The organism is Anaerobacillus sp. QJM3NY_32 (assembly GCF_056173645.1).
In genome coordinates, this window is sequence record NZ_CM149684.1 from 2,752,609 (window position 1) to 2,778,208 (window position 25,600).

Consider the following 25,600-nt stretch of genomic DNA (forward strand, 5'->3'; position numbering starts at 1 on the left):
ATCACAATTCTTAGAATACAGGCTAGATATTAATGTCGTATAAACCGAATGTAAAGAGATTGTAAATGCGTGTCGGAAAACGTTTTAATTAGTCTTTTTTGGGGCATACCTTACTTTTGCAATGCATTCAGCCTATCACTTCACCTCAATCTGACAGATATTATTCATTAATTTGTCCTTAAACAATAAAAAAAACCGCTTTTCAGCGGTTTTTCATGAAATGCTATTCTGTTTCTTTTTTGTTAGCCTCAATAGGTTTCTTCGCTTCATCTTTTAAATCAAAATAAGCATCTAGAACGCGTCCACCTATTTTTTTATTAACATATCCTGAAGAAGAATCATTTACTTCTGGAACTACTACAGAAAAGGCTACTTCGGGATTATCATAAGGTGCATAGCCAACAAGGGTTAAATTATATCCATCTCCGATTTGCGCTGTTCCAGTCTTCCCAGCAGCTTGATAATCATCACTTTGGAAGTAAGGATAATGTGTACCTGCGGTTCCATTTGCCGTATTCATAACCATCCACATCCCCTTTTGGACATGTGTCACTTCTTCTTCACTCATTTTAATTTTGTTTAACACCTCTGGAGTGTTTTGGAAAAGAATAGTATTTGATAGACCATCTTTTTCAGAAGGTTCATGAACTTCTTTTAATATGTGTGGCTCAATACGATAGCCGCCATTTGCGATTGTAGAGGTATACTGAGCCATTTGCATTGGTGTATACGTATCATACTGTCCAATTGCAAAATCGAGAATTTTACCGAATTCATTCACACCTCCGTTTAATCCTGCACTTTCACCAGGGAGATCAACCCCGGTTTTAACGCCTAGACCAAACTGAGAGAATGACTCTTTTAGCTCATCGTAAGCTGAAGGGTCATAACTACTACTTTCGTACGGAGCATAGTCATAGTCAGCCATCTTCATCGCGATTTTCCACATATATACGTTTGAAGATCTTTGTAAAGCAACTAGGTCTGATATAGGCCCCATCGCATTAGCCGTATAAGAAGATTTTTTACCTTCGTCCTTAAAGTATAAAACTTCATCCACAAGCGTCGTATTCGGGTTAATAACACCATACTGATAACCTGTTAAAACAGTTGCTCCTTTAACAGTCGATCCCATTGCGTAGGAGTCACCGATCACTCCAAACGTTCGGTCTTTAAACTCTCCGTTGCTATATTCCTTACCAGCAAGAGAAAGAATTTCACCTGTTTTGGGATCCATCATGACTACATAGCCTCGTGTTGCCCCATATTGTCTTGCATCACGAAGCTCTTCATCGAGAATTTTCTCGACTTCCTTTTGAAGATCGATGTCTAATGAGAGGACCAAATCGTTTCCTCTTTGTCCTTCAATTACTTTCGGTTCACCAATTGGCTCTCCTGATTTGTCGGTCACGTAGGTTTGCTTTTCTTTTTGACCTTTTAAGTACTCTTCATATTCTTTCTCGAGATAGCTAATCCCCACTTTGTCATTTCTTTCGTAATCTCTCAAACCATAATAATCTAACTCATCTTTAGGGATTGGTCCGACCCTTCCGAAAATTGTTTGAAGAGTATTTCCATAAGGATATTCTCGAGTTGCGTCTGCTTGAATTTCTATTCCAGGTAGTGAACCAAGGTTTTCACTTACTTTAGCAATTTCATCTTCAGTTAAACCAATCTTAATTGTTTGAGATGATAAAGCGTACCCAGTATCCATCGCCCTTTTGATAGCAGCTACCTCAAGCTCTTGTGGATCGTTCTTAATCTCTTCTAAATCATCATCATTAATCCGTTCAATTTGGAGCTGATAAGCTTCACTCGACTCAAGTTCTTCCCACTCTTTTTCCGTTAGCTTTGCCTTCGCTTTTTCCGGATTCGTCACAATCCAATAATCTTTAAGATCTCGATCAATGACATCATCTGTATCTTTTTCAATATACCCAGCTAATTTCTGAGCTAATTCAAGCCTCTCAGCTTGCTTAGTATTCTGCGTTCGGATATATGTAAGCGCAAATTCAGGGTTATTATCAACCAGAACTCGCCCATAACGGTCATACATTTTCCCACGAGGCGCTGTTGATTCTGCTGTAACATTCTCAGTTTGCTCAGAAACACGCTCGTATTCTTCACCATTTACAATCTGTATAACGCCCAGTCGAAGAATTAATGTAGAAAACAAAAGGAATACAGATAAAAATAATATATTTAGCCTTAAAGGCACATGATTTTTCTTTTTCTTCGTGTTCACGATAGACTCCCTTCCCTTAAACAAATATAGACACCTGTTCCAGACAGGTGTCTCTGCTCTCTCTTCTACTTACTATACTTAGTGATATAAAAAAAGTAAAGGGTCTAATGAGCTATTGTACGGTGTCAGGAGAAGGGTTTGGGGGATGGGGAGCTTGAAGTTTTCTTACAAACAGGTAAATAAACGAATGGCCAGCACCAACAATTAATAATAAAATCGGAATGCTCGTTTCATCGTCGAATAACGCTACTGTTATTAAGAATAAAAGAACGGAAACAATTCGTCCTAAGTTTAAGTACACCTCTCGAACGACAATGTACTCAATCCGCATTTCAGCTGCATTCCAAGCCTTACCGATCACATCGTACGTAAGCGAAATGTAGGGAACAAGTAAAAGTGGATAAGCAAGAGAAATACAAACACCATACATTAACAACCGGGCAAACGTTAGGTCGGATACAAGCAAGAAAACCGAAGCGTAAAGAATAAGTCCGCCATATAAAATAGCCTTCTTACGATATCGCGGTTTAATCAATCTCGTCGCCAAATAATAGGCTAAAAACGATACTCCTGAATTAACAAGTCCAAATGTACCAATTGCAAGCTCACTTTCCGTCGTAATAAAAACCAGGACAACGATAATGAAAATAAAGGTACCTTCTCTTATACCTTGAAAAAAATGCGCGTGTAAAATGTTAAGCCAATCTGTATTCGCTTTTCTTTCTTGAAAAACACGTGTAAATGAAAAAGTCCCTTTGGCAGAACGACGTTCGAGAAAGAAACTTAAGATTACAGCTGCGAAAAACAAAGCAAGTGAGACGGCAAATATTACTTTGTATCCCGTGAATGCTTCTAGACTTGAAATAATAACACCAGCAAATATTGGCCCAATCATCCCAGCGAAAGATGTAAGTAAACCAAGGAATCCATTAAAGAAATCCCTTGTGTCCGGTTCTGTAATTTCGAATGTTAGCACATTAAATGCAAGCCAATAAAAGCCAAACCCTATTCCGAGTAAAGCGCCCAGTAAGATAAGCAAATGACTAGCGTTCTGACCAAGAAAAAGCACTGTTATATAGAAAAGAGCGAGAAAAATCACTCCAATCCGCAATACAATAACTCTATCCATTTTCTTAGCCCATCTACCTGCGAGAATAAAGGTAAGCGGCTGACTTATAACCGCAGCAAGGTTGTATATACCTATATCCGCAAACTCACCAGACTGCTTCCACAAGTAAACATTTACGAACGTATTTGAGAGCGCAATACTCAGCGCGTATAAACCACCGATTGTAAGTAATAACAACAAATCTTTTGTTACTTCTATCTCACCAATCATATGTTTTATAACTTTCATAACAAACTCCCCTTTTTTCATCCACCCTTATTTTGACTTAAATTCTGTTCGTTATGCGGATGAAACAAAAAGGATAAACTGTTTTTGAAAGGGGACTGGGTATGTATTACTTTCTATATCGGACAGACTACATTACTGAAGACAGTCAAATCCAACTACTTCAAAGCGTTCAACATCTTATAGGAGATGATGAACACTCGTTCTTTATTAATAGGATGAGGCACTATCTTCAAATCCAATATCGAAATGATCTCATCTCATTAACCATCACAGATCATCAAGTTCTGATTTGTACACCTCATGATTTTGAAACTGGCTGTGATTTTACAGATTTTATAATAAATTTCATGCTACACCATTTAGGAACAATTTATACCTTAATCGAACCATAATAGAAAAACCCCCAACATAAATGTCGGGGGTTTTGAAAGCTTGGTAAATTATTTAGCTGCTTCGTAACGCTTTGCAACTTCATCCCAGTTAACTACATTCCAGAATGCAGCGATGTAATCAGGACGTTTGTTTTGATACTTAAGATAATAAGCATGCTCCCAAACATCTAGCCCAAGAATTGGTGTAACACCTTCCATTACTGGAGTATCTTGGTTTGGAGTGCTTGTTACTTCAAGTTCTCCACCTTTTACTACTAGCCAAGCCCAGCCTGAGCCAAAACGACCAGCTGCAGCATTAGCAAATTCTTCTTTAAAGCTTTCAAAGCTACCAAATTTCTTTTTAAGTGCTTCGCTTAGATCACCTGATGGTTCGCCGCCACCGTTAGGGCTTAGCAATTGCCAGAAAAGTGAGTGGTTAGCGTGCCCGCCACCATTGTTTCGAACAGCAGTGCGAATGCCTTCAGGAAGTGCGTCAAGGTTGCCAAGAAGATCTTCAAGGCTCTTAGATGCATGCTCCTCATGACCTTCTAGTGCACCATTTAATTTTGTTACATATGCGTTATGGTGCTTGTCGTGGTGGATCTTCATTGTTTCTTCGTCGATGTGTGGTTCTAGTGCATTGTAGTCGTAAGGTAGTTCTGGTAGTTCAAATTTAGCCATTGTGAATCTCCTCCTTAAATATAGTATGTAACTTGCTGTTAGGGTAGCGTTAGCCACCACTTGAACATGATGTCGTCACAAGTTTACACTAGCAGAATTGTCATGCGTTTTCAAATAATAAACCTTTGAATTTCCGCAACACAGATAAAGTTTCCCCTCAGTATATGGAATTAAACATCTTAAAGAAAAAAATCGAGAATTAACAGCGTAATAACATACATAAAACATAAAAAAACTCGTCATTAATTGACGAGTGGGATCTTTATTGAGTGGTGGCTCCGGACGGAATCGAACCGCCGACACGAGGATTTTCAGTCCTCTGCTCTACCGACTGAGCTACAGAGCCAAATCATGTTATCAGTATTAATTTTAATTAGTATGTAGTTTGCATTTACATTAAAAGTAATTTGGCCTTGCTATGAGCTTAGGTTGCCCCTAGGGCAATCCGATCAAATTCTGACGAAGAAGTATGTTCGACGTAGTAAGAATTTCATTTTGGTTGCGGGGGCAGGATTTGAACCTGCGACCTTTGGGTTATGAGCCCAACGAGCTACCGAACTGCTCCACCCCGCGATGATGTAAAAGAACTTAATTTGCATCCATTTTTTAGAAAGCTAACTTTTAGAAAATGGAGGAGGAAGAGGGATTCGAACCCCCGCGGGCGACTAAGCCCCTGTCGGTTTTCAAGACCGATCCCTTCAGCCAGACTTGGGTATTCCTCCGATATGCATTTGGTGGACCCTGCAGGACTCGAACCTGCGACCGGACGGTTATGAGCCGTCAGCTCTAACCAGCTGAGCTAAGGGTCCTTATGTAATAAGTGGGGCGGCTGATGGGAATTGAACCCACGAATGCCGGAATCACAATCCGGTGCGTTAACCACTTCGCCACAACCGCCATGTTGTATCGTTGAAATATATGGTAGCGGCGGAGGGGATCGAACCCCCGACCTCACGGGTATGAACCGTACGCTCTAGCCAGCTGAGCTACACCGCCATATGGCTCCACAGGTAGGATTCGAACCTACGACCGATCGGTTAACAGCCGATAGCTCTACCACTGAGCTACTGTGGAATATTTCTTAACGACAAGAACTAATATATCATATGGATAAAGAAAGCGTCAATAAGTTTTTCGAATTTAATTGAATTAATCTTAATTCCAGTTATGAAAATACTATATCACGCTTTCATTTTGTCATCAAGAACTTATAGGACATACACTAGGAACACAACAACCATGATCGTTTGGAGTAATCCTTTCATAACAGCTCCACCAAGAAAACCAAGCAATGAACCTACACCTACTTGAACAGATTCTTTAAAAGCTTTTCGATGAATAACTAGTTCAGCTAAGATAGCCCCGATAAATGGTCCAAGGATGATCCCTGCAAACGGAATGACAAATGGGCCAACAAGTAAACCAATTGTACTCCCCCATATCGCCGCCTTTGACCCTCCATACTTCTTCACGCCAAATAAATTACTAGCATAGTCCGCAACAAATAATAACATCGTCAGCAGAACTTCAACAATCCAAAAGGAAATAGTCATTGAACCAAAATCAAAAAACACCCCATACAGGATAAACCCAACATAAATAAATAGTACGGCTGGAATAATCGGATAAATCAATCCCACAAATGCAATGATGAACGACGCAATAATCAGGCACCATATTAGAATATCCACGCTTTCAACCTCCCTTCAACTTGACTCTATTTTAGCGGAGATGTCACTTTTCTTCTATATAATGATAAAAAGAAGCAGAGGCATCCCTCTGCTTCCCGCATTTATTCTTCTCCAATGACGGCTTCTGCAATATTCACCGCATGGTCACCAATACGCTCAAGGTTACTGATGATATCAACAAAAACAATTCCAGCACTTCCAGTACATTCACCCTCATTTAGACGAAGGATATGCTGCTTACGAAGCGTTCTTTCCATTTTGTCGATCTTATCTTCTAGCTTAACAACTTCCTGCGCCTTAGCTACATCCCATTTATCAAGTGCATCAAAGGCTTCATTGAGTGCAGAAAGAGTCAGATTAAACATTTCATCAAGGTCTTTCATAGCAACGTCAGTCATCTTCACTTTATTGCTTATTTGATAATCAACCAACTCAACAATATTCTCCATATGATCGCCAATACGCTCGATATCACGAACTGAGTCCATTAGCATACCGTGTCGTGTCGACTCATCTCCAGACAGAGAAGTTGCTGATAATTGGATAAGGTAATCTGTAATTTTATTATCCAGGTTGTTAATAGCTTCTTCATACTGAGCGGTTTTTTCAGCGCTCTTCTGACTCTTAGATGTTAAATAATTTGATGCTTCTTTAACACCCTTATAAGCAAATCCGCTCATTCGAATCACTTCTTCTTTAGCTTGTCCTAATGCAACAGATGGAGAGCGTTCGATAAATACTGGATCAAGGTGTTTTGGCTTATATTCAATCGTTGCATCATCACCAGGAATAATTTTTGTAACGAGATAGGCAAGTCCGGCAATGAATGGGAATTGGATAACAGTATTTGTAATGTTAAAGATCCCGTGTCCGAATGCAATCGTCATTTCCGGTGTTAAGTTTAATGCATCTCTTAAGTATTCAATAAACGGCGTATAGGCGAATAAGAATATTAGGAAAAGCGCCGTTCCAATTAAATTGAAAATAACGTGAGTCAGTGCTGTACGTCTAGCGGCAACGGATGCACCGATAGAAGCAAGAACTGCGGTAATCGTTGTACCGATATTATCTCCAAACAGAACTGGTAATGCAGCTTGAATATCCATTGCGTTCTGTGAATAAAGACCTTGCAATACACCAATTGTCGCACTGGAACTTTGTACAATGACAGTAAATACTGTACCGATCACAACGCCTAACAGTGGGTTCGAGCTCATGCTTACTGTTAATTCTTGGAAAGCCTCAAGGCTACGAAGTGGTTTCATTCCCGTACTCATTAATTCAAGTCCAAAGAACAACGCACCAAATCCGAAGACGATTTGACCAGCGTAGTTAATTTTCTTGTTTTTAAAGAAGAAAATTAACAAAGAACCGATGGCTATAATTGGAAGTGCGTAATCTTTAATAGGAAAACCAATAATAAATGCTGTAACAGTTGTACCAATGTTCGCACCCATTACAACGCCAATTGCTTGCTTCAGAGTCATAAATCCTGCGTTAACAAGACCGACTGTTAAAACCGTTGTTCCTGAACTACTTTGTATGAGAATAGTTACAATGACCCCAGCGAGCACACCCATAAACGGGTTAGTCGTAAAACGATCGAGAATGTCTCTTAATCGATCACCTGCTGATCGTTGAAGGCCGTCTCCCATATACTTTAGTCCAAACAGGAAAATACCAAGACCTCCCACAAACTGAAAGATCATCTCCTGAACGTTGAGTTCCATCATTTCAACCCCTTGCACTTATGTTTTATTTTTTTCGACAATACTCAACAAAGTCCCTTGTCTATTATCTACATCGCTCCCCCCTTTGTAAAGAGTTAATATAGATTTGTAAAGATATTATGCTGAAAACAAATTTATTTCAATAAAGTTTCACCAAGAATACTGTTCCCTTCTCTCTATATAAGATAAACTGATTGGGTGGAGAAACGCTCCACATTTAGAAAGGAGATTATTAATTTGAACGTTTTTAAACAACTTTACTACAGCTTATTTTCCCCTAAGATGATGGCCAGATTCCGTTTTCAAAAGCTAGGCAAGCCAATATTGTACGTGTTTTTACTTATGTTCCTTTCTTCTGTGCCAGTAGGAATTATGACGGCTCTATCCTTTACAAACGCTTATGAGGATCTCAAAACACATATGTCAGATCTACCAGAATTCACTTTAGAGGACGGATCTTTAACAAGTGAACAGTCTGAACCGCTTATTCGACAAAATGATGAAAATACTTTTATTTTTGATGCGACAGACCAGACAAAGCCTGATGATGTTGATCAATATGATTCCGTTATCGCATTCCTAAAAGATCGTGTAATCGTTGTAGATAGCGGTGCTAGACAGGAGTTTAATTACAGTAACTTTAGTTCGATGACTTTCACGAAGCAAGATGTTAATGAGCTAAGTAATAATCTGGACAACCTGCTCCCTATCTTTATTCCGTTACTGATATTCGTTATCTATTTGTTTCAAACCGGCCTTAAGTTTATAGGAGTTACCGTACTAGCTACAATTGGACTACTATTGAGAAGTATTACCGGAAGAAAAGCTTCTTATAAACAACTTTGGGTCTTATCTGTTTATTCAGTAACAATTCCAACACTCTTCTTTGCGATTATGGCCCTCATTAAAACAGCAGTCCCTTTAGGATTCCTACTTTATTGGATTGTGGCCATCATGCTACTTTATCTTACGATTAAAGAAATCCCGTTACCAAAAAAACGTGTAACGAACGAGCGAGCAAATGATTCAACAGAAGAAAAATTTTGATAATTTACTCAAATCCCTTGCTTTTCACTTTAAAGTGATGTAGATTATGAAAAAAGCGACACAATAAAATTCCATATATTTTCAATTCTTATCAAGAGAAGCAGAGGGACTGGCCCTATGAAGCTTCAGCAACCACCAGATATTTTCTGGTAAGGTGCTAACTCCAGCAAGTTGATTTCAACTTGGAAGATAAGAAGAAGAGCAACCAAAGTCTTCTTCTTATAGAGGGCTTTTTTTATTGCCCTTATTCAATGAAAAGGAGATTGATTATGTCGAATAAACAGTTAGAAACACTACTTGTCCAATTAGGTAATCATTCAGATACTAAAACCGGTGCGGTAAATCCTCCAGTGTACTTCTCCACATCGTATAGCCATGAAGGCATCGGTCAATCCACCGGATTCGATTATTCAAGAACCAAAAACCCGACACGATCCATTTTAGAATCCGCTATATCAGAACTCGAACATGGTGATCAGGGATTTGCTTTTAGTTCCGGAATGGCTGCGATTCAAGCAATCCTTGCCATATTCAAAAGCGGCGACCATATTCTCGTCTCAGATGATTTGTATGGTGGGACTTATCGATTATTTGCCCATGCTGAAAAACATTATGGTATCTCCTTCACATATTTTGATACACAAAGAAATGAACAACTTTCATCACTCCTAACTCACCGTACAAAAGCCATTTTTGTTGAAAATCCATCTAATCCATTAATGAAATTAACAGATCTTGAAAAAATTGCACGGATAACAGAAAACAGGGACCTATTATTTATTGTAGACAATACTTTGTTCACCCCTCTTCTACAAAACCCACTACTGCTTGGGGCGGATATCGTCGTGCATAGTGCCACTAAGTATTTAGGCGGTCATAATGATATTCTCGCAGGGCTTGTGGTTGCAAAAGGTGAGAATATTTGCGCTGAAATCCAACAATACCAAAACGGTGCAGGCGCTGTGCTTTCTCCTTTTGATTCCTGGTTATTAATGAGAGGCATGAAAACCTTGCCACTCAGAATGAAGCAGCATGAAGAGAATGCCAGAAAGATAACTGAATTTTTAACAAATCATGAAGCAATAACAGACGTTTTTTATCCAGATAAAGGTGGGATGCTTTCTTTCAGATTGCGCTCCGAAGAATGGGTAGATCTCTTTCTTAGAAAATTAACACTTGTCACATTTGCTGAAAGTCTTGGAGGGGTAGAAAGCTTTATCACATATCCTTCAACGCAAACTCATGCTGAGATACCAGAAGACATCAGACTTGAAAAAGGGGTGTGCAATCGACTGCTACGTTTCTCTGTTGGGATTGAAAACATTGATGACTTAATACAGGACCTGAATCAAGCATTGTCCATTTTTAAAGAGGAGGTTGTTCAAATTGACAAATACTGATTATACATTTCAAACAAAACTTCTTCATAACGATCACAAATTTGATAAAGCTACGGGAGCTGTTAGCGTCCCTATCCAACAGGCTTCTACATTTCATCAGATGGATTTTGACCAACCTGGAAAATACGATTACAGTCGTTCAGGCAACCCCACTCGCGAAGCGCTTGAAGAAACAATTGCCAATCTTGAAGGTGGGGTTAAGGGATTTGCGTTTGCTTCTGGGATGGCCGCTATCGCCACCTCGTTTATGCTCCTTTCACAAAACGATCACGTTCTTATATCTGAAGACGTCTACGGTGGGACGTATCGCATGATTCACGACGTTCTCGGGAGATTTGGAATTAAACATACTTTTGTAGACATGACAGATTTAAATGAAGTGGCGAGAGGTATTCAATCCAATACTAAAGTAATCTATATCGAAACGCCTTCTAATCCTTTGCTGAAGGTAACTGACATTCAAGCCGTTGTTAAATTAGCTAAAGCGAATAATTGTTTAACATTTGTCGATAACACCTTTATGACACCTGCTCTACAACGTCCGTTAGACTTCGGAGCCGATATCGTATTGCATAGTGCTACGAAATTCATTTCAGGACATAGCGATGTCGTCGCTGGTCTTGCTGCCGTAAAAAGTGAGGAATTAGCGGAACAGCTTGCATTCCTGCAAAACTCGTTTGGATCGATTTTAAGCGCTCACGATTCCTGGTTAGTTCTCCGTGGCTTAAAAACATTGCATTGTCGGCTAGATCAATCGTCTAGATCTGCGTTTCGTCTTGCGCATGCTCTTACTAAAGAAAAGATGGTAGAAGAAGTCTTTTATCCAGGGCTTTCTTATCACCCTGGTCACTCCACTCATATTTATCAAGCCGCTGGTCCTGGTGCAGTTTTGTCCTTTCGGTTACCTGATGAAAATGCCGTGCGTCTATTCACAAAGCATGTTCAAATTCCTGTTTTCGCGGTAAGTCTTGGTGCCGTAGAATCAATTCTCTCCTATCCAGCTAGAATGTCACATGCTTCTATGCCTCCTATAGAACGAAGAAAACAAGGCATCACAGATGGATTATTGCGATTGTCTGTGGGACTTGAAAATCCTGATGATTTATTAAAAGATTTCAAAATTGGATTTGCAGCTATTAGAAAGCAATACTCCGCTTCCGAAGCGAGTGGTCAACTATGAGTTTCCTTAATAAATTAAAAAACAATATTCTAATCGGTGATGGCGCGATGGGAACACTTCTCTATTCATATGGGGTAGATCAATGTTTTGAAGAGTTAAACCTATCGCATCCAGAGCAAGTATTAAACATACACCGCGCATATGTAGAAGCAGGTTCAGACGTGATACAAACGAACACCTATGGAGCAAACTACAGTAAATTAGCGAGATATGGTCTTGAAGATCTTGTAAAAGAAATGAACACTGAAGCTGTTAAATTAGCTCGACAAGCAGCAAACAAAGCGACTTATGTATTTGGAACGATCGGTGGCATACGAGGAATCAATACTCAAAAGACTTCTCTTGATGAAATCAAACGTAGCTTTAGAGAACAGTTATACTGTCTTCTACTTGAGGGCGTTGACGGGATCTTACTCGAAACTTATTACGATCTTGAAGAAATTTCATCAGTCCTTGGGATTGCTCGAAAACAAACGAACCTCCCCATAATAGCTCAAGTTTCCATGCATGAACCCGGGGTTTTACAAAACGGGACCTCCCTTCCATCTGCTCTTAAACAATTAGAAAAGTCTGGAGCAGATGTGACAGGTGTTAATTGTAGACTAGGGCCATATCACATGATTCAAGCTTTTGAAGAGGTCCCCCTTTCAACTAGTTATCTCTCTGCTTATCCAAATGCAAGTTTACCTGACTATGAGGAGGGACGATTGGTTTACCCCACTGCCCCTGATTATTTTAAACAAAGTGCTGAATCTCTCCGCAAACAAGGTGTTCGATTAATTGGAGGATGTTGTGGTACAACACCAGAACATATTGCTGCTGTTTCAAAAGCTTTAAAGGGAACAAAACCTATTACTCATAAAAAAATAGAAGTAATAGCTAAAGAAGTCACACAAACCGAAAACAACATAGAACGTTTGCCCCACTTGCATGAAATTGCTCAAAAGCAACGTTCTGTTATCGTAGAGCTTGATCCGCCTAAGAAGCTAAATACAAAGAAGTATCTCCAAGGTACGAAGGCCCTACAAGAAGTCGGAGTAGATGCTATTACACTAGCTGATAATTCCCTTGCCTCACCTCGTATTTGCAATACAGCTATGGCATCAACTATTCAGTCACAATTTAATGTTCGCCCTCTCGTGCACATAGCTTGTAGAGACCGGAATATCATCGGATTACAATCGCATATAATGGGGCTTCATACACTGGGAATTAATCAGGTACTCGCTGTTACTGGAGATCCTACAAAAATAGGAGATTTTCCAGGTGCAACTTCTGTATATGACGTATCATCTTTCGACCTTATCCGGTTAATCAAACAATTCAACAACGGGTTATCTTATTCCGGTAAATCACTTGGGATGAAGACTTCCTTTTCGATCGCAGCAGCTTTTAACCCTAATGTTCGCCATCTTGATCGAGCTGTCGCAAGACTTGAGAAAAAACAGCAGTATGGGGCGGATTATTTTATTAGTCAGCCTATCTATAGCGAAGAACAATTAATCGAAGTACATGAAGCTACAAAACATTTAACGTGCCCTATTTACATCGGAATCATGCCGTTAACAAGCTACCGAAATGCCGAATTCCTGCATAATGAAGTACCAGGAATAAAATTATCTGATTCAATACGTAAGCGAATGTCCACAGCCACCGATGCCAGTGAGTCACAAAATGAAGGACTCGCCATCGCAAAGTCCTTAATTGATACAGCATTCGATTTATTCAATGGCATTTATTTAATAACACCGTTCTTGCGCTACGAATTAACAGTAGAATTAACTCGTTACATTAAAGAAAAAACTCGTATTGAAGAAGAAAGGAAGATTCATAGTGGTCTACCCCTCATTTGAAGATCTACTTAAGAAGAGAATTCTTGTTCTTGATGGAGCCATGGGAACAATGATTCAACAGGCTAATCTTAAGCCCGCTGATTTTGGTGGTGAAGATTTCGAAGGCTGCAACGAATACTTATCTTTAACAAGACCAGACCTTATCTCCTCAATACATGATGATTACTTAGCTTGTGGTGCTGATATTATTGAAACGAACACTTTCGGAGCGACCGATCTCGTACTCGACGAATATAATCTTGGCCATCTTGCTGAAGAGCTTAACTACACATCTGCCATTCTAGCAAAAGAAGCAGTTTCCAAAGTGACGACATTTGATAAGCCCCGTTTTGTAGCTGGTTCAATGGGGCCAACAACAAAAACATTATCTGTTACAGGTGGCACTACATTTGAAGCTCTATGCCGATCCTATCAATTACAAGCAAAAGGATTACTAGAAGGTGGCGTAGATCTCCTCCTTGTTGAAACAAGTCAGGATATGCTAAATGTTAAAGCCGCTTTTATTGGGATTTCAAAATCTTTTAAAGAAAGCAATCGTTCTGTTCCCCTTATCATTTCTGGTACTATCGAACCGATGGGAACAACTCTCGCAGGTCAAAGCATTGAAGCTTTTTATTTATCACTTGAACACATGAACCCAGCTGTTGTTGGTCTAAACTGTGCAACAGGACCAGAATTTATGAGAGATCACCTCCGATCTCTATCAGATCTTGCCACAACTTCTGTGAGTTGCTATCCAAATGCGGGTCTTCCAGATGAAGAGGGGCATTATCATGAAACGCCAGAAAGTTTGGCATTAAAAATTAGAGGATTTGCGGAAAAAGGATGGCTAAATGTAGTTGGCGGTTGTTGTGGAACGACACCTGCTCATATCAGAGCGATATCAGATTCTGTGAAGAATGTTCAGCCTAGAAAAGCACCTCACTCCCACCCGCACGCAATTTCAGGGATTGAGCCATTTATCTATGATGAAAACACAAGACCTGTTCTTGTCGGAGAGCGGACAAATGTGATTGGTTCACGGAAATTCAAACGTCTTATAGCTGAGGAGAAATTTGAAGAGGCTTCTGAAATAGCTCGCTCACAAGTAAAAAAAGGAGCGCAGGTTATCGATATTTGCCTAGCAAATCCTGACAGTGACGAACTTGCAGATATTGAGAATTTCATGAAATATGTTGTAAATAAAGTAAAAACCCCTCTTATCATTGACTCAACAGATGACGCGGTGATTGAAAAAGCCCTTTCTTATTCACAAGGAAAAGCGATCATCAACTCAATTAACCTCGAGGATGGAGAAGAACGATTTGAAGCTGTCACTCCTCTTATTCATAAATATGGCGCCGCCGTTGTAGTTGGCACTATTGATGAGTCAGGGATGGCGATAACAGCTGAACGTAAGCTCGAAGTTGCCAAACGCTCACATGAGCTACTCGTTTCTAAATACGGTCTCAAATCTTCAGATATCATTTTTGATCCACTTGTTTTTCCAATCGGAACAGGCGATGAACAATACATCGGCTCAGCTTCTGAAACAATTGAAGGGATAAAGCTTATTAAAGAAGCGCTCCCGGACTGTCAGACTATACTCGGAATTAGCAATGTATCATTTGGGCTTCCTCCTGTAGGGAGAGAAGTATTAAACGCTGCCTATTTGTACCACTGTACAAAAGCAGGATTAGATTACGCAATTGTGAACACTGAGAAATTAGAACGATACGCTTCCATTTCTGATAAAGAAGTTCGGCTTGCAGATGAACTTCTTTTCGAAACAAACGACATGACTCTTGCTGATTTTACAGCTTATTATCGTGGTAAAAAGAAAGAAAGCAAAGTACAAACGTCGAACCTCACGCTTCAAGAACGACTTAGTTTATATGTAGTAGAAGGAACAAAAGAAGGTTTGCTGCAGGATTTAGAAAAAGCCCTTAATGAATACAGTTCTCCACTTCAAATTATCAATGGACCTCTAATGAATGGGATGGCAGAGGTGGGTAAATTATTTAATGATAACCAATTAATTGTTGCTGAGGTACTCCAAAGTGCAGAGGTGATGAAAGCTTCCGTCGCTTTCCTCGAACCTCACATGGAAAAAGAAGATGCCTCCCATACCAAAGGGAAAGTATTATTAGCAACCGTTAAAGGCGATGTTCATGATATTGGTAAGAACCTAGTTGAAATAATATTAAGTAATAATGGTTTCGAGGTGGTTGACCTTGGAATCAAGGTTACCCCTACCGATCTTATTCATCAGATTCACGAGCAACAGCCAGATTTTGTTGGACTTTCAGGACTATTAGTGAAATCTGCCCAACAAATGGTTCTGACCGCTCAAGATATGAAGCAAGCTAAAATATCTATACCAATTATGGTAGGCGGTGCGGCTCTATCACGTAAATTTACCGATAATAAAATTTCAGCTGAGTATGATGGACCTGTTTTTTATGCAAAGGACGCAATGGAAGGACTATCGCTTTCCAATCGGCTAAGTAATGAAGAAGAAAAAAGAACTCTTATGGAAGAGCAATTTAAAAAAAGAGCTACTCAACCTGTCATAGAAAGGAAAACTAGCTCTAATAACGGAACGGCCGTTGCTGTTAAACCTGTTTCTAATGTAACGACTGATGTGCAGGTTTATCAGCCATACGATCTCGAGCCGCATATTTTAAGAAATTACTCTGTTGCACATATTGAGCCATATATAAATATGCAGATGTTAATTGGACATCACCTGGGTCTTAAAGGGAAGGTATCAAGACTATTAAAGGAAAAAAACGAGAAGGCTGTTCATTTAAAAGAAGTGGTTGACCAGCTGTTAACTCGAGCGAAAAAAGAAAATTGGATACAGCCCTCAGCGAAGTATCAATTCTTCCCAGCACAGTCCAATGGGAATGAAGTGATCATTTACTCTCCACATGATCATCAAACAGTTATTGAACGGTTTTCGTTTCCTCGTCAGCAAAAAGAACCTTTCTTATGTCTTGCTGACTACCTTCGTTCGGTATCAAGTGGTGAAATGGATTATGTTGGATTCTTTGCTGTTACAGCGGGAAGAGGAATTCGAGAACGTTCTCTAGAGTTAAAAAATAAAGGTGATTATTTGGAAAGTCATGCACTACAAGCAATAGCTCTAGAGACTGCTGAAGGTCTTGCTGAACACATTCATCAGTTGATGAGAGATAAATGGGGATTCCCAGACCCCACAGATTTCACTATGCAGAATCGATTTTCAGCAAAATATCAGGGTCAACGCTTTTCCTTTGGATACCCTGCTTGCCCCGAACTCGAAGATCAAAACAAGTTATTTGCACTCATTCATCCCCGAGACATTGGGATTGAATTAACGGATGGATGTATGATGGAGCCCGAAGCCTCTGTCACTGCAATGGTTTTCGCTCACCCAGAAGGAAGATACTTTAACGTTTTATAAGAAACAAAAGGAGGAGCCAGGGCTCCTCCTTTCTTATCTTATGGTAATTTTAGGATCGTTTCAAACGTATCATTGATGATCTTGAAACAGAAAAATAGTCTAAGCGAATCAATAGCATGTGATTATAGAAATGTCTTATTCATAGCTTTTTCTAAAATGTCCTTCTTTTCACTTTCACACATGTTATTGCTCTTTATTTCCAGCCTTTTCTTATATAAACTCTCTACATACTGTCCATATGACTGGTCATATTGCAACGAAAGGTCATCTCGAATTTTCTTTGCGAGCAACGGACTTGCTCCACCTGTAACAACAGATATCACTAGTCTTCCTCGCCTCAACGTTGCAGGTAGAGACACGTTACCTCTGTCAGCCTGATGTGATGCATTAACTAGCTGATTATCTTCGGCATGTTTGACAACAAATTCATTCACTTCATACGAATTGGTCGCTACAATAATTAAAAACGCATTATGTATATCACACTCCCTAACTGCGCGTTCCACGAGGGTAATATTGTCAGAATCCACATATTTCTTAATATCACTGTGAATATCAGGACTTACTACTTTTAGATTCGCACCGCAACCAAGTAGACCTTTGAGCTTCCTAAGCGCGATACGACCCCCTCCAACAATGACAACTTTTTTTCCTACCAGGTTAAGGGTAACCGGATATTCCCTCATACCTTTACCTCCATCTCATATGCTTCTATTACTCTTTCTTTCAATACATCTTTCAAAAATTCATGGTAGCCGAGGTAATGACAAAGATAGAAATCTGGACCATCTCCATCTAACCTACTTATTTTATGTTCCATTTCTCTCATTAGAACACCTGTAAATAAAAGATAAGGAATGACAAAGACCTGACTATTAGTGCCGTTTTTAGCGTGTTTAATTCCTTCATCAAAGGTTGGAGTTGCAGCTGCAAGATAGCACACAGAGACCTTTTTAAATCTCATCTTTTCAAGGATTCGCCTTGCGATTCGATCTAAATCTCTTATTATATCAGGATCACTACTTCCTCTCCCTACAAGTAGAGCACTTGCATCTTGTTGAATGGAAACTCCTGTCTCCCTAACTCTTTCTTCTATAATAGAGATCAACTTATCGTGTACTCCTAAAGGACATCCCATGTGAACAGTTATCGATGGAAATTCTCCAGAGACGCGCTCTACTTCGTTCGGAATGTCCTTCTTTACATGAGTTGCTGCAAGTAATAAGACGGGTACTACCACAATTTCTTTCGCACCTTGTTGTACACATGTTGATATACCCTGATAAATATCTGGCTTCGAAAGCTCAAGAAAACACGTCTCTTGGATTGGATACTCAAGTTCTTTTTTACACTTCTCAACAAATTCTACCGCTTGATTTCTTCCTTCTTTTACGCGACTACCGTGACATATATATAGAACGGCTTTCACTATCCACCACCTCCTATAAGGCGCTAACGACCGACTTAGTGCTTTGTTCATCTCGTGACATTTTCTCAAACCAATTCAGTTTCGACCTTAGGTTTACCACTTCACCCACGATAATCATGCTTGGGTTTTGCACTCCTGCTTTCTTTACATCTTCTGTTATTGTCTCAAGGGTACCCGTTACGGTTTGTTGCGTTTGTGTTGTTCCCCAGTGAACAAGCGCAACAGGAGTTTCTTTATTTCTTCCATATTTTCGAAGCATCGAGCAAATATAAGGTAGATTTTTCACTCCCATATAAATGGCGAGTGTATCTATACCTTTTGCGAGACTCTCCCAGCGTAATTCTTCTTCTTCGCCTTCTTTACGATGACCAGTTACAAATGCAAATGTTGAACTTAGTTCACGATGTGTTACTGGAATGCCTGCATACATAGGGGCAGCAATACCAGAAGTAATTCCTGGAACGATTTCAAAGGGGATTCCATGGTTTGAAAGGACTTCGGCTTCTTCACCACCTCGACCATAAACAAAAGGGTCTCCTCCTTTTAACCTTGTGACCACTTTCCCTTTAAGTGCATGCTTTACGAGAAAACGATTTATGGTTTCCTGTTTTAGCGTGTGGTAATCAGGTAGCTTACCGCAGTATATTAACTCGACCCCTTCTTTTGCGTAATCGAGAAGGTCTTGATTGATTAAGCGATCATAGAGGATCACATCTGCCTGCTCAATACACTTTACGCCTTTCACTGTAATTAAGTCGATGTCTCCTGGTCCTGCGCCAACTAGATAAACTTTCCCCATCTGATTTCCTCCTCCACGAGATGATTTTATTCTTAAAAATCACTTAAGATCAAAAGTTATTGATTTATAATCAACCCTTGCTTTACTAAATAGGACATCACTTTATCAGCACATTCTTCTCTTGAGTCGTTATAGGTATCAATGGTGATTTCGGGATTGATCGGTTCTTCGTAAGGAGATGATACGCCTGTGAAGTGAGGAATCTCGCCACTACGAGCTTTTTTGTATAATCCTTTAGGATCTCGACTCTCACACTCATTTATTGGACATTTCACATATACCTCAATAAATTCACCTTGTTGCAGAAGTTCACGTACTACTTGTCTATCACTATTGAACGGGGAAATAAATGCAGTGATTGCGAATTGACCGCTATCAACTAGTAGTTTAGACACCTCCCCAATACGTCTAATATTTTCCTTGCGATCTTCTTCTCGAAAACCAAGATCCTTATTTAAACCCTGACGGATATTATCTCCGTCTAGTACATAACTTTGGACGTTTAATTCATGAAGCTTCCTTGAAACATCATTTGCCAGCGTTGATTTCCCGGAACCAGACAAACCTGTAAAGAAGAGTACTGCACTTTTATGCTGATTCCTCTGCTGCCTCATTTCTTTTGTTATCACTGTATCGTGCCAGGTTAAGTTATTGTTCACTGTCATCTCAAATCTCCCCCTTATGCGTTCACTGTCTTCTCACTCATCCCTTTAATTAATACCTCCACTACCTCAGGACGACTGAATGTTGCTGGAGGCTGCTCCCCATTTCGTAAAAGGGCACGTACTTTAGTACCTGATAAAATGACGTGATGTTCTTTTCCATGAGGGCACGTTTTGGCCGAAGCCATGCTATCGCACTTCTCGCAGTAGAAACTGTGTTCAAAAAAGAGTGGTGTAATTCCTAATTCCTCGCTTGTAAATTGACTAAAGATTCTCTGGGCATCATAAGTGCCATAGTAATCACCTACTCCGGCATGATCTCTCCCCACAATAAAATGTGTGCATCCAAAGTTTTTTCGAACAAGCGCATGAAAGATTGCCTCTCTTGGCCCTGCATAGCGCATAGCAGCAGGAAAGACACCAAGGTGCACACGATCTTCAGGGTAATAGTTCTTAAGTAGAACTTCATAACTTTCCATTCGAATTTCTGCTGGTATATCATCTGATTTGGTTTCACCTACAAGAGGATTCAAGAACAAGCCATCCACTGTTTCAAGTGCGGTCTTTTGAATATACTCGTGCGCTCGATGAACCGGATTTCTTGTTTGAAATCCTACAACTTTCTTCCAGCCCTGACGTTCAAAATACTCTCTTGTTTCAGATGGATCATAATGATAGCGGTCAAACTTGCCTTTTTCGGTTCTTTTAATAAGCGTAATTCGTCCACCAATGTAAACATCTGGTCTATCGTAAACTTTTTTCACTCCTGGATGTTCACTGTCCTCTGTTAAATACACGTGGCGCCCCTCCACTCCCTTATCAGGAGTATATTTGGATTCCACTTCTATTGTGCCGTACACAGTCCCATTATTAGTTAACTTCACTTTATCACCAATTGCGATCTCAGCAGCTCGTTCGTGCGTAACTGGCAACGTAATAGGAATGCTCCATGGCAACCCGCTTTCTAATTTGAGGTGATGAACGACTGACGTATACTCATTTTCATTAAGAAAACCAGTTAACGGACTATACGCTCCTGTTCCGATTAATTCCAGATCACTTAACGCAGTAGCGTCTAACTCAATTTCTTGAATAATCCCATCAATTTCAGTATTAGGTTTGTAACGGTTAATCAATGTTCCTCCATGCGCGTTAATTGTTGCCATCTTAATCCCTCCAAATTGAATTTATTATAAGCTTCCTTCGTCTTGTAATGTTCTCTTTTGAGAGCGAATCGATCGAATTAAACTTCCTGACCCAAGCGTCGCTAGAATAACGCTGCCAATTGCAATTAATGTATATAAATCACTTTCTAAAAAAAGTTTGATCATACTATAAGAAATAACTAAAGAAAAAACCGGTGAAACTGCCCAAACTTTAATCATTCGCGTAATGACATCTTTCTGCCAAAGCTGAAATCCATCTTTAGCAGTTCCGATACCAATGATCGATGAGGTGGTAATCTGGGTAAGCGGCACCGGAATCCCAAATAAGGAAGCTCCAATCACAAGTCCAGCGCTCGTACCTGATATAGCACAACCTTCACCAAGTGAAAATTTTGTGATGCGATAACCATTCGTTTCAATGACACGTTTACCAAAAACTAAAGCACCTAAAGCAACAAAAGCTCCCCCAAAAAATGCGCCGTGAGAAAGGGATAAAACTCCCGCTCCAACTAGCGGTCCAATCGCATTTGCGACGTTATTCATTCCCGCTGAAAAGGCTTCTAGAAAACCGGCTACAATTAAAAAAATGGTGAGTGGCTTTTGCCACTTTGAAGTAAGATTGATTCTTTGTTTTAAAAGACCAAAAATTTTCCCAACACTGAGAGCTGTCGCAAAAGCAATAACCGGTATAACGATCCACAACAACATAATGAACATCACATTCTGAAAGTACAAAGCACGGTAAGCAATACCAACTCCTACCACTGCGCCCACAGTAACTTCACTTGTTGATAATGGAATCCCCATCATATTTGCTAGAAAGAGCGCTGTTGTAGCTGAAATAAAAATAATCAAGATAACCTTTAGACTGAGTACGGAAGAAGGTATAATGCCACTCCCCATTGTTTTAATAACATTACCTCCACCTAATGTGGCACCACCAACAATCCCAATCGCACAAACACTCAGTGCTACGCTTCTTCTTTTAATCGCTCCAGCCCCGTAAGCCACTCCCATCGATGCCGCAGCTCCACTAGCCCCAATATTCATAGCAAAAAAGAGAGCCACTGTAATAACTAGGGTTGTCATGACCGTCACCGATTTGGTGCTGAATCAAAATGCAAGCCGCATTCCGTTTTTTCCTGATTTGCCCATCTCCCAGCTCTAGAATCACTACCTTCCAATACTCTTTCAGTGCATACCGCACATCCTATACTTGGGTACCCTTTATCATGAAGAGGATTGTATGGTAAATCCTTTTCGTACACGTACCTCCAAACATCTTTCCATGTCCAATGAATAAGTGGACAAACCTTAATCGACTGAAACTTATCATCTCTATTGAAATAATTTGTCTTTTGTCTGAGTGGCGACTGCTCTCTCCTTAAACCTGAGATCCATGCACTTACATGATCTAATTCTTCATGCAATGGTATGATTTTCCTCAAGTTGCAGCACTGTCCCGGGTCTCGCTCCCATAGAGCATCCCCTTTACTTAATGCCTGTTCTTCGACCGACTCCTTTGGTTGCTTTAACTTAATATTTAGAGATGGATATTTAGCTTTCACTTTATTAATTAGCTCATAAGTCTCATCAAAATGGAGACCTGTATCCAGAAAAACAATCTTCGCGTTCTGGTTTACCCGGGAAATCAAATCAATTAGAACGACACCCTCAACACCGAAACTACAAGCATATACAATATCATCTTGGTATATTTGATACGCCCACTCCAGAACTTCAAGAGCCCCTTTCGTTTCTGATTCAACGTCGAATTCAGGTTCCTTACCCGACCAATTATTATAGAACCAATTCATTTCTAACCCTCCCAATTCCGATCAAGGAAATATATTTAAAAGTTTAAAAAAAGAGGCGGTTCTAACCTTTAGGGTTAGAACCGCCTCTAGTTTCTCTAGTCAGCGCCAATATTAAAGTCGTTCTTTTTCTTTTCTTTCAAGTTGAACAACTTTCCCATCTTGAACAACAAGCGTAATTGACCCAAATTTTAACGAACTTAGCATTCGTTCTATACGTACAGCAACGTCTGAAAAATTCTGGTCTTTCGTTCCCATCATGCAACCTCCCTTAGTCATAATAATCATGAGGAGAAGCTTATAAATGAAAAAAGCCTTCCCAAATTGGAAAGACAGATCAGGTTACCTTAATTCACCTTATCTTCCAAAATGGACTCCATTTTGCTGGAAGTAGCACCTTGCCAATCAGGCAGGTTGCTGGACGTCAACGGGCCAGTCCCTCGGTCTCTCTTGATAAGTTATTTTCTAAATCTTAACTATTATCTAACAATATGTCAACCCTAGTTTAGAGATCGGGATAAAGGGATTAGAAAAGAATATGAAAAAAACCCCGAATCTATGACTCGGGGACCATTTTTAAATTGGATGACGTTTACTTTCTTCTTTTTTCTCTTCTATTAAGATACGCGTACCATCTACAGACGTAATAACTACTGCCGTATCCTTGTCGATCCAACTTCCAACAGAAATGGCGCTGTACTTTTTCTCATTGACTTGTATTGTTCCACTTGGTCGAAATGGAGTAATTGTCATAGCCGATTCTCCAACTAAATTCTTATACTCAGCGTTCATGGAATTATACCCCATTTCACTGCTTAACCGATCCTTTAACGTCATTTTCGTCCACATAGAACGTGCGGGGAAAACACGCAAAAACAGGAATGAAGCAGCCGTACCAATTAAAAAACCACTAGAAACGAGAAGGCCATAAAGGAAAGTCGGAGAAGGAATGGCTACGGCTGTAACCATCATAATTAATCCAATCAAACCAAATGTACCATCATTGAGTAATTTCCCATCAAGAATAACTAAGCCTAAACCAACAGCAAACACAAGTCCCATCCAGAGAATTGATGATAAAGAAGTAAGATGGAAACTAAAATAAAATGTGAGCAATAGTATTCCGATCAATCCAAAAATACCTTTTACACGGACAAGTAACTCAGCAAACAAGAATAGCACGCTAAGTAAAACGATAAGAAAGCCAACTGCTGGCAAAGATAGAATCTCCATCCTCGCTCCCTCCTTTTCCTTCTTCTCTTATACGTTCAAAAGGGAAGAAAGTTTCAGTCACTTGTCACCTTACGATTGAAATACCCCTTTTATTCCATCAATAATCGCAATAAAGAAATCAATGATTTTTTGAATAAATGACTGTGTCTCGTCTTTATTTAAAAACTCGTCCAGGTTTTCTCTCGCGTGCTGCAACTGACTCTTCATTTGATCCCAATCAATATCAAGATTTTTCATTCGATTAAACAGTGCAACAAGACCATCCAACTCATCTTGAGTCAATTCAATACCTGAATCGTTAGCAATTTGTTTAATAACTGTTCTTAAATCATCTTCCGTCTCAGGTGGGTTTGTAGCAATTTCATCCTTAATCTTAGTCATTAGCTCTGTTGCTTTATCTGCGCCAATACTATCGCTCAATTTTGCAGTAGTGACAAGCTCTTCATTTGCTACTTGTTTTTGCTCCTCAGGTATCACTTCATCTGTGCTTAACTCATAAGCTTTGATTAAACCAGTTAATGCAGCCGTACCTGAAACCTCCATTGGTGCTGTCACATAAACATCAGCATCTTTTACTCCAGCTGTTATTAAAGCATTTGCGTACATTTCATCTGTTACCCAATTAATATTTTTTGTGTCAACGCTTAAACCAGCATCTTTTTCACCAATGGTTATGGAAGAAGAAGATAAGGCGCGGGTACCGATTAGCGCTTTACTTATATAATTCCCAAGATATTTATGCTCTTCTTCATTTGATACCGTTACCGTCATTGCATTTTCCGGAGCTTCCATTTCATCAACTAGCTTCTGTTTTTGCTCTTCAGATAGATCTTCACCAAGTGTAACGATGACATCACCGACGCTCGCATCCGCTTGTGCCACCATAGGAATAATAGACATCATTAACACCATCGACAATAAAAACGGCAATCCTTTTTTAAGCATGTTTTGGTCTCCTTTTAACGTGGGGCTCTAATGAAGAGTAACTCAGTTAATCTCCCCATCTCTTAATATTCTACTCGACACTCGATCGAAAGAAAAGATAATTAACTAGGAAATCTGTCATATCATGGAAGGACAAGCATATCGTAGTACAAAGGAAATCATTCTGAAGGAGTTGCGAGAGATGCGAAAACTATTGTTAAGTTCCCTATTTCTGCTTGTCCTTCATACAACTTATTATGATTTAACAACAGGAACTCTTACAAATAACAGAGCTATTTCAGAAGTATCAGAAGCAGTCGAAGTGGGGTCACCTGAAAAAAACTCTCCCTATGTGGTTTATAAAATAAATGCTGGCGATACTGTTCTTTCTTTAGTAGAAAAAGCGAACGGCTCAATACCGGTTCCGATTGAAACGGTCGTTCACGATTTTGAAACATTAAATAAAATTCATCCAACTCTTATACAAATTGGGAAAGAATATAGGATACCAACTTATGACCAAACATCTGCTCAATGATTATTTCTTGTCAATAGCTCTCTAAAGTTGCTACAATGGGATAGTATTACAGA

22 protein-coding genes, 7 tRNA genes and 2 riboswitches are annotated in these 25,600 nt (G+C 39.7%); of the genes, 7 read left to right on the top strand and 22 right to left on the bottom strand.

Features of this window, described 5'->3' with window-relative positions; genetic code table 11:
- Window positions 1-223: 223 nt before the first annotated feature.
- Window positions 224-2,245: a peptidoglycan D,D-transpeptidase FtsI family protein gene (locus AC0VYH_RS14485; protein WP_475367757.1), complete on the bottom strand. Its 2,022-nt coding sequence runs from the start codon at window positions 2,243-2,245 to the stop codon at window positions 224-226.
- 112 nt (window positions 2,246-2,357) lie between these two features.
- Window positions 2,358-3,602 (bottom strand): MFS transporter, encoded by a 1,245-nt coding sequence (locus AC0VYH_RS14490; protein WP_475372668.1) that lies wholly within the window; start codon window positions 3,600-3,602, stop codon window positions 2,358-2,360.
- 101 nt (window positions 3,603-3,703) lie between these two features.
- Between AC0VYH_RS14490 and AC0VYH_RS14495 the strand changes: the two genes are divergently transcribed.
- Entirely contained in the window at window positions 3,704-3,994 is a 291-nt protein-coding gene (locus AC0VYH_RS14495) for a hypothetical protein (RefSeq protein ID WP_283153980.1), read from the top strand.
- 48 nt (window positions 3,995-4,042) lie between these two features.
- Here AC0VYH_RS14495 and AC0VYH_RS14500 read toward each other — a convergent pair whose 3' ends face one another.
- The 10 genes from AC0VYH_RS14500 to AC0VYH_RS14545 all read right to left on the bottom strand — a co-directional run bounded on the left by AC0VYH_RS14500 (window position 4,043) and on the right by AC0VYH_RS14545 (window position 8,075).
- Window positions 4,043-4,654, bottom strand: a complete 612-nt coding sequence (locus AC0VYH_RS14500) for a superoxide dismutase (protein ID WP_194222182.1) — start codon at window positions 4,652-4,654, stop codon at window positions 4,043-4,045.
- A 270-nt stretch (window positions 4,655-4,924) separates the two neighbouring features.
- Window positions 4,925-5,000, bottom strand: a tRNA-Phe gene (locus AC0VYH_RS14505).
- Window positions 5,001-5,150: 150 nt separating this feature from the next.
- Window positions 5,151-5,227: transfer RNA gene (locus AC0VYH_RS14510), tRNA-Met, on the bottom strand.
- A gap of 56 nt (window positions 5,228-5,283) precedes the next feature.
- Window positions 5,284-5,376, bottom strand: a tRNA-Ser gene (locus AC0VYH_RS14515).
- A 10-nt stretch (window positions 5,377-5,386) separates the two neighbouring features.
- Window positions 5,387-5,463, bottom strand: a tRNA-Ile gene (locus tag AC0VYH_RS14520).
- A 12-nt stretch (window positions 5,464-5,475) separates the two neighbouring features.
- Window positions 5,476-5,551: transfer RNA gene (locus AC0VYH_RS14525), tRNA-His, on the bottom strand.
- 22 nt (window positions 5,552-5,573) lie between these two features.
- Window positions 5,574-5,650: transfer RNA gene (locus AC0VYH_RS14530), tRNA-Met, on the bottom strand.
- A gap of 3 nt (window positions 5,651-5,653) precedes the next feature.
- A tRNA-Asn gene (locus AC0VYH_RS14535) sits at window positions 5,654-5,728 on the bottom strand.
- Window positions 5,729-5,862: 134 nt separating this feature from the next.
- Window positions 5,863-6,345, bottom strand: coding sequence for a DUF456 domain-containing protein (locus AC0VYH_RS14540; protein WP_194222183.1), 483 nt, complete (start codon window positions 6,343-6,345; stop codon window positions 5,863-5,865).
- 101 nt (window positions 6,346-6,446) lie between these two features.
- On the bottom strand, window positions 6,447-8,075 hold the full coding sequence (locus AC0VYH_RS14545) for a Na/Pi cotransporter family protein (RefSeq protein ID WP_283153978.1): 1,629 nt from the start codon (window positions 8,073-8,075) through the stop codon (window positions 6,447-6,449).
- A gap of 237 nt (window positions 8,076-8,312) precedes the next feature.
- Between AC0VYH_RS14545 and AC0VYH_RS14550 the strand changes: the two genes are divergently transcribed.
- The 5 genes from AC0VYH_RS14550 (at window position 8,313) to metH (ending at window position 16,982) form a co-directional block, all read left to right on the top strand.
- The gene (locus tag AC0VYH_RS14550) at window positions 8,313-9,122 is read left to right on the top strand and encodes a DUF1189 domain-containing protein (protein ID WP_283153977.1); all 810 of its coding nucleotides are present in this window, start codon (window positions 8,313-8,315) and stop codon (window positions 9,120-9,122) included.
- 85 nt (window positions 9,123-9,207) lie between these two features.
- A riboswitch (SAM riboswitch) is annotated at window positions 9,208-9,318 on the top strand.
- 73 nt (window positions 9,319-9,391) lie between these two features.
- Complete coding sequence (locus tag AC0VYH_RS14555; RefSeq protein WP_475372669.1) at window positions 9,392-10,522, top strand: methionine biosynthesis PLP-dependent protein; 1,131 nt, start codon at window positions 9,392-9,394, stop codon at window positions 10,520-10,522.
- Entirely contained in the window at window positions 10,509-11,702 is a 1,194-nt protein-coding gene (metC, locus tag AC0VYH_RS14560) for a cystathionine beta-lyase (RefSeq protein ID WP_475372670.1), read from the top strand. The genes AC0VYH_RS14555 and metC overlap by 14 nt, the downstream gene beginning before the upstream one ends.
- Window positions 11,699-13,555 (top strand): bifunctional homocysteine S-methyltransferase/methylenetetrahydrofolate reductase, encoded by a 1,857-nt coding sequence (locus tag AC0VYH_RS14565; protein WP_475372671.1) that lies wholly within the window; start codon window positions 11,699-11,701, stop codon window positions 13,553-13,555. The genes metC and AC0VYH_RS14565 overlap by 4 nt, the downstream gene beginning before the upstream one ends.
- A gap of 40 nt (window positions 13,556-13,595) precedes the next feature.
- Window positions 13,596-16,982, top strand: coding sequence for a methionine synthase (gene metH / locus AC0VYH_RS14570; protein ID WP_475373794.1), 3,387 nt, complete (start codon window positions 13,596-13,598; stop codon window positions 16,980-16,982).
- Between the two features lie 122 nt (window positions 16,983-17,104).
- On the opposite strand, the gene AC0VYH_RS14575 is transcribed toward metH, so the two are convergent.
- The 10 genes from AC0VYH_RS14575 to AC0VYH_RS14620 all read right to left on the bottom strand — a co-directional run bounded on the left by AC0VYH_RS14575 (window position 17,105) and on the right by AC0VYH_RS14620 (window position 25,030).
- Complete coding sequence (locus AC0VYH_RS14575) at window positions 17,105-17,668, bottom strand: NAD(P)-dependent oxidoreductase (RefSeq protein ID WP_430244251.1); 564 nt, start codon at window positions 17,666-17,668, stop codon at window positions 17,105-17,107.
- Window positions 17,665-18,411 carry a sirohydrochlorin chelatase gene (locus tag AC0VYH_RS14580; RefSeq protein WP_430244249.1) on the bottom strand — a complete coding sequence of 249 codons (747 nt, stop codon included), beginning with the start codon at window positions 18,409-18,411 and terminating at the stop codon, window positions 17,665-17,667. The genes AC0VYH_RS14575 and AC0VYH_RS14580 overlap by 4 nt, the downstream gene beginning before the upstream one ends.
- Before the next feature lie 13 nt (window positions 18,412-18,424).
- Window positions 18,425-19,210 (bottom strand): uroporphyrinogen-III C-methyltransferase, encoded by a 786-nt coding sequence (gene cobA, locus AC0VYH_RS14585; RefSeq protein WP_283153972.1) that lies wholly within the window; start codon window positions 19,208-19,210, stop codon window positions 18,425-18,427.
- Window positions 19,211-19,266: 56 nt separating this feature from the next.
- A complete protein-coding gene (gene cysC / locus AC0VYH_RS14590; protein WP_430244247.1) occupies window positions 19,267-19,875 on the bottom strand; it encodes an adenylyl-sulfate kinase in 609 nt (202 codons plus the stop codon).
- A gap of 14 nt (window positions 19,876-19,889) precedes the next feature.
- A complete protein-coding gene (gene sat, locus AC0VYH_RS14595) occupies window positions 19,890-21,038 on the bottom strand; it encodes a sulfate adenylyltransferase (protein ID WP_430244245.1) in 1,149 nt (382 codons plus the stop codon).
- Window positions 21,039-21,062: 24 nt separating this feature from the next.
- Window positions 21,063-22,127 (bottom strand): inorganic phosphate transporter, encoded by a 1,065-nt coding sequence (locus AC0VYH_RS14600; RefSeq protein WP_475365500.1) that lies wholly within the window; start codon window positions 22,125-22,127, stop codon window positions 21,063-21,065.
- A gap of 5 nt (window positions 22,128-22,132) precedes the next feature.
- Window positions 22,133-22,855, bottom strand: a complete 723-nt coding sequence (locus tag AC0VYH_RS14605; protein ID WP_475365501.1) for a phosphoadenylyl-sulfate reductase — start codon at window positions 22,853-22,855, stop codon at window positions 22,133-22,135.
- Window positions 22,856-22,966: 111 nt separating this feature from the next.
- Complete coding sequence (locus AC0VYH_RS14610; protein WP_194222197.1) at window positions 22,967-23,110, bottom strand: YezD family protein; 144 nt, start codon at window positions 23,108-23,110, stop codon at window positions 22,967-22,969.
- Window positions 23,111-23,206: 96 nt separating this feature from the next.
- Window positions 23,207-23,312, bottom strand: a riboswitch (SAM riboswitch).
- 116 nt (window positions 23,313-23,428) lie between these two features.
- A complete protein-coding gene (locus tag AC0VYH_RS14615) occupies window positions 23,429-24,085 on the bottom strand; it encodes an NfeD family protein (protein ID WP_430244241.1) in 657 nt (218 codons plus the stop codon).
- A 69-nt stretch (window positions 24,086-24,154) separates the two neighbouring features.
- A complete protein-coding gene (locus AC0VYH_RS14620; RefSeq protein ID WP_475372672.1) occupies window positions 24,155-25,030 on the bottom strand; it encodes a DUF1002 domain-containing protein in 876 nt (291 codons plus the stop codon).
- A 181-nt stretch (window positions 25,031-25,211) separates the two neighbouring features.
- Here AC0VYH_RS14620 and AC0VYH_RS14625 point away from each other — a divergent pair, with 181 nt between their 5' ends.
- On the top strand, window positions 25,212-25,547 hold the full coding sequence (locus AC0VYH_RS14625) for a hypothetical protein (RefSeq protein ID WP_404681555.1): 336 nt from the start codon (window positions 25,212-25,214) through the stop codon (window positions 25,545-25,547).
- The last annotated feature ends 53 nt before the right edge of the window (window positions 25,548-25,600 follow it).